Origin of the sequence: uncultured Sphingopyxis sp. (assembly GCF_900078365.1) — a bacterium.
Classification (GTDB): domain Bacteria; phylum Pseudomonadota; class Alphaproteobacteria; order Sphingomonadales; family Sphingomonadaceae; genus Sphingopyxis.
Window position 1 is genome coordinate 3,296,982 of the sequence record NZ_LT598653.1, and the last position, 15,395, is coordinate 3,312,376.

15 protein-coding genes are annotated in these 15,395 nt (G+C 67.1%); 7 read left to right on the forward strand and 8 right to left on the reverse strand.

The genetic code is table 11. The features are described from left to right. Window positions 1–56 precede the first annotated feature (56 nt). Window positions 57–788 carry a tRNA (guanine(46)-N(7))-methyltransferase TrmB gene (locus QZL87_RS15340; RefSeq protein WP_295321024.1) on the forward strand — a complete coding sequence of 244 codons (732 nt, stop codon included), beginning with the start codon at window positions 57–59 and terminating at the stop codon, window positions 786–788. Here QZL87_RS15340 and QZL87_RS15345 read toward each other — a convergent pair. Next, window positions 785–2,203 (reverse strand): amidase family protein, encoded by a 1,419-nt coding sequence (locus QZL87_RS15345; protein WP_295321026.1) that lies wholly within the window; start codon window positions 2,201–2,203, stop codon window positions 785–787. The genes QZL87_RS15340 and QZL87_RS15345 overlap by 4 nt on opposite strands. After that, window positions 2,200–3,555: an MFS transporter gene (locus QZL87_RS15350; protein ID WP_295321028.1), complete on the reverse strand. Its 1,356-nt coding sequence runs from the start codon at window positions 3,553–3,555 to the stop codon at window positions 2,200–2,202. The genes QZL87_RS15345 and QZL87_RS15350 overlap by 4 nt, the downstream gene beginning before the upstream one ends. Before the next feature lie 131 nt (window positions 3,556–3,686). Here QZL87_RS15350 and QZL87_RS15355 point away from each other — a divergent pair, with 131 nt between their 5' ends. Genes QZL87_RS15355 through QZL87_RS15365 form a run of 3 tightly spaced genes read left to right on the forward strand, consistent with a single transcriptional unit; the run spans window position 3,687 to window position 7,491 of the window. After that, on the forward strand, window positions 3,687–4,559 hold the full coding sequence (locus QZL87_RS15355; RefSeq protein ID WP_295321031.1) for an alpha/beta hydrolase-fold protein: 873 nt from the start codon (window positions 3,687–3,689) through the stop codon (window positions 4,557–4,559). Between the two features lie 34 nt (window positions 4,560–4,593). After that, window positions 4,594–6,822, forward strand: a complete 2,229-nt coding sequence (locus tag QZL87_RS15360; protein WP_295321032.1) for a TonB-dependent receptor — start codon at window positions 4,594–4,596, stop codon at window positions 6,820–6,822. 48 nt (window positions 6,823–6,870) lie between these two features. After that, the gene (locus tag QZL87_RS15365; protein ID WP_295321035.1) at window positions 6,871–7,491 is read left to right on the forward strand and encodes a TetR/AcrR family transcriptional regulator; all 621 of its coding nucleotides are present in this window, start codon (window positions 6,871–6,873) and stop codon (window positions 7,489–7,491) included. A gap of 15 nt (window positions 7,492–7,506) precedes the next feature. Here the strand turns inward: QZL87_RS15365 and QZL87_RS15370 are convergent, their stop codons facing one another. Together QZL87_RS15370 and QZL87_RS15375 are read right to left on the reverse strand one after the other, a co-directional pair. Beyond that, window positions 7,507–7,650, reverse strand: coding sequence for a hypothetical protein (locus QZL87_RS15370; protein ID WP_295321038.1), 144 nt, complete (start codon window positions 7,648–7,650; stop codon window positions 7,507–7,509). 137 nt (window positions 7,651–7,787) lie between these two features. Continuing rightward, on the reverse strand, window positions 7,788–8,123 hold the full coding sequence (locus tag QZL87_RS15375; RefSeq protein ID WP_295321040.1) for a hypothetical protein: 336 nt from the start codon (window positions 8,121–8,123) through the stop codon (window positions 7,788–7,790). 83 nt (window positions 8,124–8,206) lie between these two features. Here QZL87_RS15375 and QZL87_RS15380 point away from each other — a divergent pair, with 83 nt between their 5' ends. Then, entirely contained in the window at window positions 8,207–9,133 is a 927-nt protein-coding gene (locus QZL87_RS15380; protein ID WP_295321043.1) for a LysR family transcriptional regulator, read from the forward strand. A gap of 122 nt (window positions 9,134–9,255) precedes the next feature. Continuing rightward, complete coding sequence (locus tag QZL87_RS15385) at window positions 9,256–10,023, forward strand: sulfite exporter TauE/SafE family protein (protein WP_295321045.1); 768 nt, start codon at window positions 9,256–9,258, stop codon at window positions 10,021–10,023. 512 nt (window positions 10,024–10,535) lie between these two features. Here the strand turns inward: QZL87_RS15385 and QZL87_RS15390 are convergent. Then, on the reverse strand, window positions 10,536–11,087 hold the full coding sequence (locus tag QZL87_RS15390) for a hypothetical protein (RefSeq protein ID WP_295321048.1): 552 nt from the start codon (window positions 11,085–11,087) through the stop codon (window positions 10,536–10,538). Between the two features lie 192 nt (window positions 11,088–11,279). Between QZL87_RS15390 and QZL87_RS15395 the strand changes: the two genes are divergently transcribed. Continuing rightward, window positions 11,280–12,416, forward strand: coding sequence for a beta-ketoacyl-ACP synthase III (locus QZL87_RS15395; protein ID WP_295321050.1), 1,137 nt, complete (start codon window positions 11,280–11,282; stop codon window positions 12,414–12,416). A 212-nt stretch (window positions 12,417–12,628) separates the two neighbouring features. On the opposite strand, the gene QZL87_RS15400 is transcribed toward QZL87_RS15395, so the two are convergent. The 3 genes from QZL87_RS15400 to hisA all read right to left on the reverse strand — a co-directional run bounded on the left by QZL87_RS15400 (window position 12,629) and on the right by hisA (window position 15,381). Then, a complete protein-coding gene (locus QZL87_RS15400; RefSeq protein WP_295321053.1) occupies window positions 12,629–13,711 on the reverse strand; it encodes an ionic transporter y4hA in 1,083 nt (360 codons plus the stop codon). A gap of 49 nt (window positions 13,712–13,760) precedes the next feature. After that, window positions 13,761–14,525 (reverse strand): imidazole glycerol phosphate synthase subunit HisF, encoded by a 765-nt coding sequence (gene hisF, locus QZL87_RS15405; protein ID WP_295321056.1) that lies wholly within the window; start codon window positions 14,523–14,525, stop codon window positions 13,761–13,763. A 124-nt stretch (window positions 14,526–14,649) separates the two neighbouring features. Then, the gene (gene hisA, locus QZL87_RS15410) at window positions 14,650–15,381 is read right to left on the reverse strand and encodes a 1-(5-phosphoribosyl)-5-[(5-phosphoribosylamino)methylideneamino]imidazole-4-carboxamide isomerase (RefSeq protein WP_295321058.1); all 732 of its coding nucleotides are present in this window, start codon (window positions 15,379–15,381) and stop codon (window positions 14,650–14,652) included. Between the last annotated feature and the right edge of the window lie 14 nt (window positions 15,382–15,395).

Below are 15,395 nucleotides of genomic sequence, written 5' to 3' on the forward strand. Positions count from 1 at the left end.
CGCCACACGGGTTCAGGCGCTTGCCGCCCCCGCTTCGCCGCGCTAACGGGCGCGCCATGACTGCGCATAAACCCGGCGATCCGACGACCCTCAACCGCCTTTACGGCCGATCGAAGGGCAAGCCGCTGCGCGCGGGGCAGCAGGATCTGGTCGATATGCTGTTGCCGCAGATCGCGGTCCCGGCGGAAGGCGACGTCACCGCGGCGCGCCTGTTCGGCCACGACTGCCCGCTGCATTTCGAAATCGGCTTCGGCGGCGGCGAGCATATGGCGGGACGCGCCGACATGCTGCCCGACCATGGCTTCATCGGCGCCGAGCCCTTCATCAACGGGGTGGCGCAGGCGCTGGTCCATGTCGCGGGCGATCCCCATCTCGCAAAAAAGGGGGGCGCGCGCCTGCCGCTCGGCAACGTCCGCATCCACCATGGCGACGCATTGGAAGTGCTGCGGCGGATCCCCGACGGCGCGCTATCCTTCGCCTATCTGCTCCACCCCGACCCCTGGCCCAAGGCGCGCCACGCGAAGCGGCGGATGATGAACGACGGGCCGCTCGATCTGATCGCGGCGAAGCTCAAGCCCGGCGGCGAGTTTCGCTTCGGCACCGACCATCCGATTTACCTCCAGCACGCGTTGATGGTGATGCGCCGCCACCGTCACCAGTATGAATGGCTGGCGAAGGACGCGCGCGATTTCCAGCAGCGCCCCGGCGGCTGGCCCGAAACACGCTATGAGGCGAAGGCGCGCGCGCAGGGGCACGAAGTCTGGTATTTCCGCTACCGGCGCCGTTAGGGGTCGCCGGCCCAGATCGGCGGGATATGCCGCTGCCACTGGAGCGCGGCTTCGAGTTGATAGGCCAGCGCGAGGAGCAGCGCCTCGCCGCCGGGACGCGTCGCGAACTGCACACCCACCGGCAGCCCGTTGTCGCTGAATCCGATCGGCAGGCTGATCGCGGGGGTGCCGGCGAAATTGTCGATCCAGCAATAGCCGGCATAGTCGATCAGCGGATCCTTCTGATCGTCCCACGAAATATCGGGGCCGAAGACGCCGATGCGCGGGATTTCGCTGCCGAGCGTCGGCGTCATCCAGATGTCGATCGCCTCCAGCCGGTCGAGATAGGCGGCGACCACCGCCTCCATCGCGGTCCACGCCGCCGCGAACTCCGCGTCGCCGATCGCCTCGCCCGCCGCGACCAGCGTCGCCGACCGATGCTCGAGGTCCTCGGCCTTGATCGCGATCCCGATCGCCTGCGACAGCATGCCGAGGCGGCGGCTGAACATGCCCTCGGTGATCGTGCCGAGCAGTTCCATCGCCGCCGGGCCCTCGAAGGGAAGCCCGGCGTCCGCGACCGCGTGGCCGAGCCGGTCGAGCAACGCGATCGCTTCGCCGAAGACGCGCCCGACGCTGGCGTCGGGCAGCGCGCCGGTTCGCATCACCCGGCTATAGGCATGGATGCGCAGGCGGTGCTCGACCGGCGCGGTCACGAGCGGGGTCGGCGGCAGGCAGCTCGGATCGCGCGTCTGCGTCGCTTCGAGCCACGCCGCGGTGTCGCGCACGGTGCGGCTGACGCAGCCGTTCACCGTCAGGTCGGCGATCGAGCGGAAGGCCTCTTCGCCGGCGTTGCGGCCGCGCGAGGGCTTGAGGCCGACAAGGCCGCAGGGGGCGGCGCCATGGCGGATCGACCCGAGCCCGTCGCTCGCATGGGCGACCGGGACCACCCCGGCGGCGACCGCCGCCGCGCCGCCGCCCGACGAGCCGCCCGGCGTATGATCGAGGCTCCACGGATTGCGCGTCGGGCCGAGCAAGGGCGATTCGGTGACCGCATTGAGCCCGAGTTCGGGCATCGCCGAGCGCGCGATCGAGATCAGCCCGGCGCCATTTATTGCCCGCGCATAGGGGGCGTCGTCGGGCGGAATGAAATCGCGCAGCGCGGCCGAACCGAAGCTCGCCGGTATGCCCTTTTCGGGAAGCATGTCCTTGATCAGCGTCGGCACCCCGGCGAGCGGGCCCGGCCGCGCCTCCCCCGCCTGGCCGCGCGCGCGTTCGAACGTCGGCCAGGCGATGAAGTTGAGCTGCGGGTTGACCGCTTCGGCGCGCTCGATCGCCCGATCGACGAGCGCCGACGCGGTGACGCGTCCGGCGGCCAGCGCCGCGCGCATGCCGGTCATGTCCGAAGGCGCGGGGCCGGTCGAGTGCGTCGTCGTCATGAGAATTCCTTCGAAAGCTCCGGCCGGATCGCCCGGAGCGTAGCGGCATAGGGGCCGGGTGCGAATGCCATCAGGATCGCCGAGACGATCAGCGACGGCAGGCTGACGATGGTGATGGCGTAGAGCATGCCGCGCGGCTCTTCGATCAGCCCGGAGATCCAGCCGACCACCAAGGGCGATGCGGCAAGCGCCAGCGCGTTGACGATGCCGAGCAGCGCCAGAACGCGCGACCGCAGGTGCGGCGGCGCCAGATTCTGGAGCACGCCGGGCATCAGCGACGAGGCGGCGATGCCGAGCGCACCCTGCACCGCCGCGAGGGCATAGGCCTGAAACGCCGAAGTGGTGAACGGCAGCAAGGCGGCGGGCAGCGGGGTCAGCGCGACGAAGATCGCGGCCGCCCTGACGGGGCCGAGACCGGCATCCGCGCGGCGCAGCCTGAGCGTCAGCGGCGCGAGGACGACGCCGACGAGCGTCGCGATGGTGATCGCGGTGCCGAGCCCGACGCCGACCGTCGCGGGATCGATCCCGAAAGCACGCGGCAACGCCAGCGGAAACCACATCAGCCCCGAGGTCATCGCAACCGCCATCGCGAAAATCGAACCGAAGATGCAGGCCAGCGTGCGCCAGTGCGCGGTCGCATAGGGGATGAAATCGCGCGCGCCCGCTTCATCGGTCCCGGCCGGCGTTCCAGCCGCGCTCCCCCGACTGCCGAGCGGCATCGTCAGGACGAGCAGGAAGAAGACCGGCCCCGGCAGCGCGATCAGCATCATCGCGAGGCGCCAGCTGTCGATGTCGGCGAGCCAGCCGGGGAAAGCGCCATGCGCTCCGGCAAGCCATTGCAGCAGGACGCCGCCCAGCGCCATGCCGAGCCCGGCGCCGAGCAGCGAGCCGCCGTAGAAGATGAAATTCGCGGTGTTGCGCTGCCTTTCGGGAAAGAGATCGGGGATCAGCGCGAAAACGATCGGCGCGAGCCCGGCCTCGCCGATCGCGATGCCGATCGTCGCGGCGAACAGCCCCCCGAAGCTGTCCTGAAAAGCGAAGAGCGCGGTCGCAAGCGACCAGCAGGCAACGCCGAGCGCGAGCAGGAGGCGGCGCCCGAAGCGATCGGCGAGCCAGCCCATCGGATAGCTCGCGATGCTGGCGAAAATCGCCATGCCGAGGCCCTGCAACATGCCGAGCTGCAAGTCGGAAAAGCCGAGCGACGCCTGGAGCGACGGCGCGATCAGGCTGAGCATCTGGCGGACGACGAAGGCGAAAAGCGTCGTCATCAGCAGCACGGCGAGGCCGTACCACGCCCATGCGGTCGCGCTCCGCGCCTGGCCTTCGACCGCCCTTGTCATCCCGATTTCCATATCGCTCTCCCCGAGCTTGCTCGGCGCCCATAATAAACAAGTTGACTTTATTGTAAATGGGGCAGATGAGTCGCATCGACGAAAAGAGAGGCCGGCAGCATCAAGCGCCGCCCTCCGTCAGGAGACGATCGATGTCCTTTTCGGTGCGGGCCGCGCTCGAACAATTCACCCTTCCCCATCCGTCGGGCGAGGGCGCGCTGACGATCAGCGTCGCGCCGCCGGCGGCGCCGATGCCCGAGAGCGGCGTTCCCGTCCTCTATGTCGTCGACGGCGACCTGCTGTTCGGCATGGCGGCCGAAATCGCGCGCGCGGTGTCGAGCGCCGCCGCCTTTCCGGCCCATTATGTCGTCGGCATCGGCTATGACGCCGATTATGCCGATTTCCTGAAACGCCGCACCGCCGACCTCGCCCCGCCGATCGGCGCCGAAGCATTGGAAAGCCTGGGCGGGATGGCGGCAGCGATCGGCGGCGCCGCGGGCGGCGGCGCCGACGCCTTCCTCGCCTTTCTGACGAACAGGCTGCGCCCCGAAATCGCGGCGCGTTATCCCAATTCCGCCGATGGCCCGCAGATATTGTTCGGCCATTCGCTCGGCGGGCTGTTCGCCGCGCACGCGCTGCTGACGCGGCCGGGCAGCTTCGCCGCCTTCATCGCGAGCAGCCCGTCGCTCTGGTGGAACGGCTTCGCGATCCTCGATGCGCTGCCGGCGTTCAAGGCGCGGCTCGCCGCCCTGCCCCGCCAGCCGCGCGTGTTCGTCGACGTCGGCGCGAAGGAGCAGGAATTGCCGACGAGCGTGCCCGACGGGATCGGCGTGACGCTGGAGGAAGCGCAGGCGCAGATCCGCGCCGCGCGCATGGTCGATGCCGCGAAGGAATTTGCCGGCGCTCTCGGCGACGCCGGCCTGACCGACCTCCGCCACATCGCCTTCGCCGAGGACGACCATGTCTCCGCCGCGCCCGCCGCGATCCTGCACGGGATGCGCTTCGCGCTCGGCCGCGACCGCTGAAACGAACAACGAAAATCCGATGAGGGGACCGAATATGCGACTTTCGACCAAGGCCCTGAGCGGCACCGCTCTCGCCCTCGCCCTCGCCTCGCCCGCCGCCGCTTGGGCGCAGGACGGCGACACCGGCTTCGGCGAAGAGATCGTCGTGACCGCGCAGAAACGAACGCAGTCGCTGATCGACGTGCCGCAATCGGTGTCGGTCGTGTCGGGCGCGACGCTCGAACAGCAGGGCGCGACCAATTTCGCCGATTACCTCAAAAATGTCCCGAGCCTGCAGCTCGTGCAGGGCACGCCCGGTCAGGGGCGGCTCGTGCTGCGCGGCATCAACACCGGCGGCGTCGCCTCGACCGTCGCGGTCTATGTCGACGAGACGCCCTTCGGGTCGAGCACCGGCCTTGCCAACGGGTCCGAACTCGCGGGCGATTTCGACAGCTTCGACATCGCGCGGATCGAGGTGCTGCGCGGCCCGCAGGGGACGCTCTATGGCGCGAGTTCGCTCGGCGGCCTGCTCAAATTCGTCACCAACCAACCCTCGACTTCGGGCTTCGAGGCGAAGGCGCTCGGCGGGGTCGAGTTCACCGACGGCGGCGACGCCTCGTACCGCGGCGCGGCGATGGTCAACGTCCCGATCGGCGAGACATTGGCGTTTCGCGCGTCGGGGTCTTACCGCAAGCAGGGCGGCTATATCGACTCGATCGGCACCGCCGGATCGAACGTCCGCAGCAACATCAATGATTTCGAAAATTACGGCGGGCGCGCGTCGCTGCTCTGGAAACCCGGCGCCGGCCTCAGCGTCCGGCTGAGCGCGCTGGTCCAGAATCTCTACGTCGATGCGCCGGGCATCGTCGAGGCCGACCCGGCGACGCTGGAGCCGCTCTATGGCGGCCTGACCCAGTCCGAATATCTGCCGACCTTCAGCGATGTGAAATACCGGCTCTATAACGGCACGATCGATTATGATTTCGGCGGCGTCACGCTGACCTCGGCGACGAGCTATGGCGAGCAGCTCCAGTCGTTTCGCGCCGATTATACCGCCAATCTGTCGGCGGCGCTCGGCGGCTCCTATGTCTATTTCGACCAGCAGACCGAGAATCGCAAATGGACGCAGGAGCTGCGCCTCGCATCGAACGGCGGCGGTGTCCTCGAATGGATGGTCGGCGGCTATTACACCCACGAAAAGGCGCGGATCTTCCAGAATCTGAAAAGCGCGGTGCCGGGGACGCCCGGCGTGCTGACGCCGATCGACCTGCCCTTCGACTACGCGGTATTCCATCTCGATTCGCGCTATGAGGAGATCGCGGGCTTCGCCAATGCGACGCTGCATCTGTCGCGCTGGTTCGACATGGATTTCGGCGGCCGGTACAGCCACAACAGCCAGCGCGCCGAACAGGTGACCGATGGCGTGCTGCTCGGCGCGGCGGCGATCGACGGGCTGCGCTCTTCCGACAATGTCTTCACCTGGTCGGTCGCGCCGAAAATCAAGTTCGGCGATCGGGCATCGCTCTATGCCCGCGTCGCCAAGGGTTACCGCCCCGGCGGCCCGAACGTCATCCCGATCGGCTCGCCGCCGGGCACGCCGACGACCTTCGAGCCCGACACCGTCACCAGCTATGAAATCGGGTTCAAAGGCGACACCGCCGACCGCAGCGCCTCGATCGAGGCGGCGCTCTATCATATCGACTGGCAGGACATTCAGCTCGCGGCGGTAGTCAACGGCTTCGGCGTCAATGTGAACGGAACGAGCGCCGAGGTCGACGGCGCCGAAATCGTCGCGACGCTGCGGCCGGCGCGGGGCTTCACCACGTCGATCGGCTTCACCTACACCGACGCGCGGCTCAGCGGCGACACCGACCCGGTCGCGGTCGGCGCGGTGAAGGGCGACCGCCTGCCCTTCACCCCCAAATATGCCGTCAGCCTCAACGCCGATTACCAGTGGGATCTGGGATCGGACGTCAGTGCGTCGATCGGCGGCTCGATCCGCTCGCTCTCGCGGCAAAGCGGCGGCTTCGACCCCGCCTATCGCGCCCTATACGGCTATTTCGCACGCGTGGACGCCTATGAGGTCGTCGATTTGCGCGCCGGGCTCGACTTCGGCCGCTATGCGCTGAGCGCCTATGCCAATAATCTGACGAACAGCCGGGGGATCACCTCGACGCAGGCGCTGCTCGGCGTCGCGGGATTGCCGCGCAACGCCAATGGCGCGCTCGGGACCGGCATCATCCGGCCGCGCACGATCGGCGTCAACGCGACGGTGGCTTTTTGAGGCGGCTCGCTTATCAGCGGCGCACACGCTATCGCAGATGATCGAGGGATGACGAGGACCGCGACCAGACCCCGGCGCAGCCAGGCCGACCGCAGCGCCGCGACGCGCGCCAAGGTGCTCGCGGCCGCACGCGACGTGCTGTGCTCGCAGGGCTATTCGGGCGCGACGATGCTCGCGATCCGCGACGCGGCGGGGATGAGCCTCGGCGCCATCCAGCATCAATTCCCGACGAAGGCGAAGCTGATGGCCGCGGTCGCCGCCGAATTCGCCGCCTATCGCACCCGCATCTATGCCGAAGCCATCCGCGCCGGCGCGACACCCCGGCAGTCGATGGAAAATCTGATCGACGCCAACTACCAGATGGTCAGCCGCCCCGAGATGGCGGCGGTGCTCGAAATCCATCTCGCGCGGCGCAACGATCCCGATCTCGACCAGGAGGTCGGACCGAGCGCGCGGCGCTTCGACCGCAGGGTCCGCTTGTGGGGCCATCTGATCCTGCGCGCGGCGGGCATCGACAATGACGAGGCGTATCAGACGCTGCAATTGCTCAACAACGCGGTCACGCGCGGCCTGACGGTCGAATATATCCGCAATCCCGACATGGCGCTGATCGAGCGGTCGGTGGCGATATGGAAACGCCAGATGCTCGAACTGGTCTTCGGCCCTTGACGAAGCCGGGAAGCTCTAGGCGTCCGTTTCGCGCTTGGCGGCCTTTTCCTCCCGCAGCCGGTTTTCGCGCATCGCCAGTTCTTCGTAGCGGCAAAGCGGCACCGGGGGCTTTGCGGGGCGATCGGGCCGGGTTTCGGGGTGCGGTTTCCTGTCTCGCATCGCCGCAGTCTACTCCACCCGCCGCGCAGAAACAAATGGGGCGGCCCCGCGTCGAGGGCCGCCCCAGTTTTGTGGATCCGTCGGGGAGAGGGAGAGGACGGTTCCGGAGATTGGTGTCGGTTGTCTAGCGCAGCAGATTAACGCGAGGCCATCTGGCTGTCGGTTTCGACTTCGGCGACGCCGGCGATCTTGAGCGCGGCGCGGAACTGCTTGGCGGCGGCGCGTTCGTTGCCCGCTTCGCACAGCTTCTTGCCGGTCGAAACGAAACGCTTGGCGCTCGACTGCTTGCTGCCCTCGACGCCGCTTGCGGCGACATGCGCCTGTTCGGCGAGCCCGGCGCAGCGATAATCGCCGCCCGACTGGGCATAAGCGGGGGTCGCCGATGCCATCAGGCCGGTGAAGGCGAGCGCCGAAGCGGCGACGATGGCGAAGGCGGTGGGAAAGCGGCGGAAAGAGGAGAGCTGATAGGACATGGGAGAGGTTCCTTTCGTTTCGTTGTGCAACCTTTATAGGTGCGGTTGCGCACTTAGATAATCCTCTATAATCTGCAAGTGCTTTGAAGCAGGATTTAACAATCCCCCAAGGGGCGCTCGACGGGATCGAAGCCTTCCTGCGTGTCGCGGAAAGGCGCAGCTTTTCCGCCGCCGCCGCCGACCTCGGCGTCTCGCCCTCGGCGATCAGCCAGACGATCAAGACACTCGAAGCGCGCGTGGGTGCGCCCTTGTTCATGCGCACGACGCGCAGCGTCGGCCTGACGCAGGCGGGCGAGATGTTCCTCGAGCGCGCGGCGCCCGCCTATTCGGGGCTCGCCGACGCCTATGAGGCGGCGCGCAACCTCGGCAACCGGCCCGCGGGACGGCTGCGGATCAACCTGATGCGCGGCGCGGTGCAGCCTTTGTTCGAGCCGATCATCGCGGGTTTCTGCGAAACCTATCCCGATATCGAGCTCGAGATTTACGCCGACGATGCCTTGGCGGACCTCAGCGCCGGGGGTTTCGACGCCGGGGTGCGGATGGGCGAATCGCTCGACGCCGACGTCATCGCGGTCCGCCTGACCGGCCCCTTTCGCTTCGTCGTCGCGGCGGCGCCCGCCTATCTGGACAAGCACGGCCGCCCCGAAACGCCCGAGGAGTTGCGCGACCATCGCTGCATCCGCTTTCGCCTCGCGACGGGCGCGCTGATGCCGTGGACGTTCGAGAAGGGAAACCGCGAATATGACGTCGGCGTCACCGGGCCGGTGATCGTCAACGACTGGATCGCCGCGCTCGTCGCGATCCGCGCCGGCGTCGCGATGGGCATGATGGCCGAGCCGATGGCGAAGGCGATGGTCGCAAGCGGCGAGCTCGAACTGGTGCTCACCGACTATTGCGCCGCGACCTCGGGGCTTTTCCTTTATTATCCGGGGCGCAAGCAGGTCATGCCCAAGCTGCGCGCGTTCATCGATTATGTGCGCGAATATCTGCCCGACGAGATCACAGGCTGAGCCTGCAGGGGATGGCGGCCCGGCGTGGAAACAAATCCCTTTGCCGCCAGCAGAAAATTTGCGCTGGCGCATCGCCGCAAATCCCGGCAGCAAGTTGTCAACCAAAAGAGTTGGGATGAAACATGATTGATCTTGCGGCCATCGACTTTACCGCGCTCCTGCCGTTCATCCTCATCGGCTTCGCGGCGCAGCTCGTCGACGGCGCGCTCGGGATGGCGTTCGGGGTGATCTGCAACACCTTGCTCGTCGCAGTGCTCGGCGTCCCGCCCGCGACCGCGTCGGCGCGCATCCACGTCGTCGAGATTTTCACCACCGGCGTGTCGGGGCTGAGCCATGTGTTCCATCGCAACATCGACTGGCCGCTCTTCTTTCGCCTGCTGATCCCCGGGGTGATCGGCGGGGTGCTCGGCGCCTATGTGCTGTCGTCGCTGCACGCCGAGGTCGTGAAACCCTTCGTGCTCGGCTATCTCGTGCTGATCGGCATCTGGTTGCTGATCCGCGGCGTGCTGTATCCGCCCAAATTTTCCAAACCCAAGGTCGTCGGGCCGCTTGCGGTCGTCGGCGGCTTCCTCGACGCCGCGGGCGGCGGCGGCTGGGGCCCGGTCGTGACCTCGAACCTGCTCGTCCAGGGCGGCGAACCGCGCAAGGTCGTCGGCACGGTCAACAGCGTCGAATTCTTCCTGGCGGTCGCGGTTTCGCTCGCCTTTATCTGGCACCTCGGCATCGACGATATTCTCGGCCCGACGCTCGGCCTGATCATCGGCGGCGTCGTCGCCGCCCCGATCGGCGCAATGATGGCGAAACGCTTCTCGCCCAAGGTCATGCTGATGCTGGTCGGCACCGTGCTGACCGCGACGAGCGCGTTCGGGCTGTACAAGGCGCTGGCTTGACGATGGGGTGACGGCGGGTTTGACCTTAATCCTCCCTGTGGCGAAGCCATGGGGAGGTGGCAGCCCGTGGGGCTGACGGGAGGGGCTATAGCGCGAGGTTCCGCCCCTCCACCATCGCCTACGGCGACGGTCCCCCTCCCCATGCCTACGGCACAGGGAGGATGTTTCGTTCATCGTCGCCCCGGACTTGATCCGGGGTCCACGACGACGGTGCGATCATGGATCCCGGATCAAGTCCGGGATGACGAAAGACCGGAAACGACCGGTTGCGGACACAAGCCGAACGGCTAATTGCGGTCGGCGCAGTGCTGATTTCGTGTCGTAAATGCTATGACAACTCCGCCCTCGTCGGAACACCGGTCGGCGCGTAGGACCGCGATTGCGACGCCCACGAAAAGCAATGCCGCAATCAATACGATCAAGAACAGAGGGCGATAGCGTTTCATGTCCTGGGATTTATCGTCAGCCTGCAATGAGCGTCAACGTCCGCTCACCACCCCCAAAGCCGCCGATCAATTCGCCGGCCGCGTCTCGTCGATCTTGTCGACCCATTCGGGGAAGAAGCTCGGCTCGCGCGCCGACCAGCCAGGGGCGGTGGCGGCGGCTTCGCTGATCGACTGGAGCAGGATCTTGCGCTTGTCGGGATGAAGGTGCGGCAGCGAGGCGGCGGCGCAGAAGGCGCCGGGAAGCCACGGCCGCGCGTGCGCGCCGAGCAGCCGTTCGTAGAGGAAGCGATAGGAGGCGAAGCCCGGCAAACGGTCCTGCCCGAGGTCGAACGCCGACACCGCGATCAGGGGCGCCATGAAGCCTTCGAGCGCGTCGAGCCCGCTGTCGTCGGGAATATGCGCGCGCACCTCGCCGAGCCGCTGGTAGACGCGCGCCTGGACGCGAATCGCGGTTTCCTCGACCATGTCGCGCGACCAGCGCGCGATCGCATCGTCGCGTTCGAGCCCGATGTCGAGCGAACGGCGGATATAGCGCTGGGTCGCCGCGGGAAAGCCCGCAAATTCCTTGATTTCGGAAAGGGACAGGTCGCCTGCGGCCGGTCCTGAACGCGTCGCCATGGTCATGCTCCCGCTCGGCGCCCGGGGAGCCATCCCCCCGGAGGCCTGCATCCAACAGTCTGTCACCATATTGGTTAGTGGCAGGTTAACCATGGTGTCGGGACACGTTCAGCAAATCACGGGGCGTTGCGCGATGCCGCGACGGGGCCTAATCAGCGTGTCTTGAAGCCATAAGACACACGCAGGTCCACCATGCCCAACGCACCGCAGCCGGTCATTTCCGCAACCGGCCTTTTCACCCCCGCCGAAGCGATCTCCAACGAAGAACTTGTCGCCAGTTTTAACGCGTATGTTGCGCTGCACAATAGAGAAAATGCGGCGGCCATCGCAGCGGGTGATGCACCCGAACTGACTGAATCGAATGTCGAATTCATCGAGAAGGCCAGCGGGATCGGATCGCGTTTCGTCGTCGACAAGGCAGGCATTCTCGATCCGAAACACATGGCCCCGCGTATCGCCGAACGCGGCAACGACGAGCTGTCGATCCTTGCCGAAATCGGCGTCGCGGCGGCGAAAGACGCGCTGGCGCGCGCGGGGCGCGACGCGACCAACGTCGATGCGGTGCTGTGCGCCGCGTCGAACATGCAGCGCCCCTATCCGGCGATGGCGGTCGAGATCCAGGACGCGCTGGGCATCGACGGCTTCGCCTTCGACATGAACGTCGCCTGCTCATCGGCGACCTTCGGCATCCAGACCGCCGCCGACTATATCCGCGCGGGCCATGCTAAGAGCGTGCTCGTCGTGAACCCCGAAATCTGTTCGGGGCATTTGAACTGGCGCGACCGCGACAGCCATTTCATCTTCGGCGACGTCGCGACCGCGATTCTGGTCGAGGACAAGGATATTGCTCCCGAGGGACATTGGGACATTCTCGGCACCAAGCTCAAGACCGTCTTTTCGAACAACATCCGCAACAATTTCGGCTTCCTGAACCGCGCGCACGGCGGCATCGACCAGTCGGGGCCGAAGACCGACAAGCTTTTCGTCCAGGAAGGCCGCAAGGTGTTCAAGGAAGTCGTGCCGATGGTCGCGAACATGATCGTCGAGCAGATGGAGCTGCTCGGCCTCGAAGGCGGCGACATGCGGCGGCTGTGGCTGCACCAGGCGAACGCCAATATGAACCGGCTGATCGCCCAAAGGGTTCTGGGACACGAGGCGAGCGCGGACGAGAGCCCGACGGTGCTCGATACCTATGGCAACACGTCGAGCGCGGGGTCGATCATCGCCTTTCACCTGCACCATGAGGATTTGGCGGCGGGGGATACCGGGCTGATCTGCTCGTTCGGCGCGGGCTATTCGGCGGGGACGGTGTTCGTCCGGAAGACCTGATGATGGGGCCGGCGTTCGATTAGTTTGATTCACGCGAAGACGCGAAGACGCGAAGAAGAGGGCTGCGGAATGCGTCGTGGACCTATTTCGTGCCGAAGGCACGTTTTTACGGCGTCATGGACGAGAACTGGCACTTCGTGCCGTTTCGATCGACCCTCTCGGTCCTTCTTCGCGTCTTCGCGTCTTCGCGTGAACCCTTTCAAACGCGACGGTTACGGCACGAAGGTCGTGAACAGATAGATCGCGAACAGCATCAGGTGGATCACGCCCTGCAGCACGGTCGTCCGGCCGTTCGCGAGCGTCTGCACCGATACGATCAGCGACAGGAACAGGAGCACGGTCGACTTGGCGTCGAGCCCGAGGCTGATCGGCATATCGGCGACGATCGACAGGATCGCGACCGCCGGGATGGTGAGGCCGATGGTAGCCAGCGCCGATCCCAATGCGAGGTTGAGGCTGGTCTGGAGGCGGTCGGCCTTGGCCGCGCGCACCGCCGCGAGCCCTTCGGGCGCGAGGATGAGCGCGGCGATCAGCACGCCGAGCACCGCGGGCGGCGCGCCCCAGTCGGCTAGCAGCGCGCCCATCACCGGCGAGAGATTCTTCGCGAGCAGCACGACCGCGAACAGGCTGGCGAGCAGCAGCGCGCCCGAGATGGCGGTGCGCTGGCCGCTCGGCGGCGCGGCGTGCGCGTCGGGTTCGTCATAGGCCTCGCCCTCGGGCAGGAAATAGTCGCGGTGGCGCACCGTCTGGACGAGCGCGAAGGTCGCGTAGAGGATCAGCGACACCGTCGCGACGAAGCCAAGCTGGGTCGCCGAATAGAAAGGGCCCGGCACGCTCGACGTGAAATTGGGGAGCACCAGCGTCACGATGGTGAGCACGGTCAGGGTCGCGAGCGCGGCGCCGATGCCGGTGCGCTGGAATCTCTGTTCGTGGTGGCGGATGCTGCCCGCGAGCAGGCAGAGGCCCATCAACAGGTTGAGGATCACCATCACCGCGGCGAACACCGTGTCGCGCGCGAGCGTCAGCGCCTTTTCGGGTTCGGCCTGCATCAGCGTGAGGATCAGCCCGACCTCGATCACCGTCACCGCCAGCGCGAGGATCAGCGTGCCGAAGGGCTCGCCGACGCGGTGCGCGATCACCTCGGCATGATGGACCGCCGCGACGACGGCGCCCGCGAGAATGATCGCGACCAGCCAGGGATTGAGCGGCATCGCGAAGCTCGCGATCGCGGTGAGGAAGCCGAGGATCGGGAAGAGGTCGTTGGTGCGGTCGGCGACACGGAGTTTGGAGGTCATGGTGCTCTATTGCAGCCACTTTCCAAGCTGACTACCCCCTGGGGCGCAATTAATGTGCGCGGACGGGCAATCCGGCGGCGGCGAGCCGCGCGTGCGCTTCGGCGATGGTCGCTTCGCCGAAGTGGAAGATGCTGGCGGCGAGCACCGCGCTCGCATGGCCTTCGATCACGCCCTGGGCGAGATGGTTGAGGTTGCCGACCCCGCCCGACGCGATCACCGGGACGCCGACCGCATCAGCGATCGCGCGGGTGAGCGCGAGGTCGTAGCCGTCCTTGGTGCCGTCGCAGTCCATCGAGGTGACGAGCAGTTCGCCCGCGCCGAGGGTGGCGAGCCGGACGGCGTGTTCGAGCGCGTCGATGCCGGTCGGTTTGCGGCCGCCGTGGGTGAAGATTTCCCAGCGACCATCCGCAACGCGCCGCGCGTCGATGCTGCCGACCGCGCACTGGCTGCCGAAGCGGCCCGCGATGTCGGCGACGAGTTCGGGGCGCGCGACCGCGGCGCTGTTCACCGCGACCTTGTCGGCGCCCGCGAGCAGCAGCGCGCGCGCGTCGTCCGCGCTGCGCACCCCGCCACCGACGGTGAGCGGCATGAAGCAGACCTCGGCGGTGCGCGCGACCATGTCGAGCAGGGTGCCGCGGCCCTGATGGCTCGCGCCGATGTCGAGGAAGCAGAGCTCGTCGGCGCCCGCGGCGTCATAGGCGCGTGCGGCCTCGACCGGATCGCCCGCGTCGCGCAGGTCGACGAAGTTCACGCCCTTGACGACGCGGCCGTCGGCGACATCGAGGCAGGGGATGACGCGAACGCGGACGGTCACAAGAAAATGCCTCCAAAATCCGCTCGTGCTGAGCTTGTCGAAGCACCGTTCTTTTCTTCGACGTCAAAGAAGGACGGCCCTTCGACAAGCTCAGGGCGAACGGAAAAGAGGATGGCTTTCATTTTCACCCACGCCCCGCCGCAATCGCCTGCGCCAGATCGAGGCGGCCGTCGTAGAGCGCGCGGCCGGTGATGACGCCTTCGATGCCGTCGGCGACATGCGGGCGGAGCGCGCGGATGTCACCGATGTCGGCGACGCCGCCCGATGCGATCACCGGGATGCTCACCGATTTGGCGAGCGCCACGGTCGCCGCGACATTGCAGCCCTTGAGCAGCCCGTCGCGGCCGACGTCGGTGAAGAGCAAGGCGGCGACGCCGGCATCCTCGAAGCGGCGCGCGAGGTCTTCCACGCGGACGTCGGAGACGTCGGCCCAGCCCTCGGTCGCGACCATGCCGTCACGCGCGTCGACGCCGACGACGATCCGGCCGGGAAGGTCGCGCGCGGCGGATTTGACGAATTCGGGGTCCTTGAGCGCCGCAGTGCCGATGATCACGCGGCTGACGCCGAGCGCGAGCCAGCGGTCGACGCCTTCCCGATTACGGATGCCGCCGCCGACCTGCACCTTGCCCGGAAAGGCGGCGACGATGGACTCGACCGCCGCGCCGTTGACGCTTTCGCCCGCAAAGGCGCCGTCGAGATCGACGACATGGAGGTGCGATGCGCCCGCATCGGCAAAGAGGCGCGCCTGCGCGGCCGGATCGTCGCCATAGACGGTCGCGCGCGCCATATCCCCCTCGGCGAGCCGCACCACCTGTCCGCGCTTGAGGTCGATCGCGGGGAAGATGGTCAGGGTCATGGCATGTTCCTAAA

Bases quoted from the DNA above. Each gene is read 5' to 3' on its own strand.
- QZL87_RS15395 (WP_295321050.1), top strand. From the start codon at position 11,280: ATGCCCAACGCACCGCAGCCGGTCATTTCCGCAACCGGCCTTTTCACC.
- QZL87_RS15350 (WP_295321028.1), bottom strand. From the start codon at position 3,555: ATGGAAATCGGGATGACAAGGGCGGTCGAAGGCCAGGCGCGGAGCGCG.
- QZL87_RS15375 (WP_295321040.1), bottom strand. From the start codon at position 8,123: ATGTCCTATCAGCTCTCCTCTTTCCGCCGCTTTCCCACCGCCTTCGCC.
- QZL87_RS15340 (WP_295321024.1), top strand. From the start codon at position 57: ATGACTGCGCATAAACCCGGCGATCCGACGACCCTCAACCGCCTTTAC.
- QZL87_RS15365 (WP_295321035.1), top strand. From the start codon at position 6,871: ATGACGAGGACCGCGACCAGACCCCGGCGCAGCCAGGCCGACCGCAGC.
- QZL87_RS15355 (WP_295321031.1), top strand. From the start codon at position 3,687: ATGTCCTTTTCGGTGCGGGCCGCGCTCGAACAATTCACCCTTCCCCAT.
- QZL87_RS15345 (WP_295321026.1), bottom strand. From the start codon at position 2,203: ATGACGACGACGCACTCGACCGGCCCCGCGCCTTCGGACATGACCGGC.
- QZL87_RS15390 (WP_295321048.1), bottom strand. From the start codon at position 11,087: ATGGCGACGCGTTCAGGACCGGCCGCAGGCGACCTGTCCCTTTCCGAA.
- QZL87_RS15370 (WP_295321038.1), bottom strand. From the start codon at position 7,650: ATGCGAGACAGGAAACCGCACCCCGAAACCCGGCCCGATCGCCCCGCA.
- QZL87_RS15385 (WP_295321045.1), top strand. From the start codon at position 9,256: ATGATTGATCTTGCGGCCATCGACTTTACCGCGCTCCTGCCGTTCATC.
- hisA (WP_295321058.1), bottom strand. From the start codon at position 15,381: ATGACCCTGACCATCTTCCCCGCGATCGACCTCAAGCGCGGACAGGTG.
- QZL87_RS15400 (WP_295321053.1), bottom strand. From the start codon at position 13,711: ATGACCTCCAAACTCCGTGTCGCCGACCGCACCAACGACCTCTTCCCG.
- QZL87_RS15360 (WP_295321032.1), top strand. From the start codon at position 4,594: ATGCGACTTTCGACCAAGGCCCTGAGCGGCACCGCTCTCGCCCTCGCC.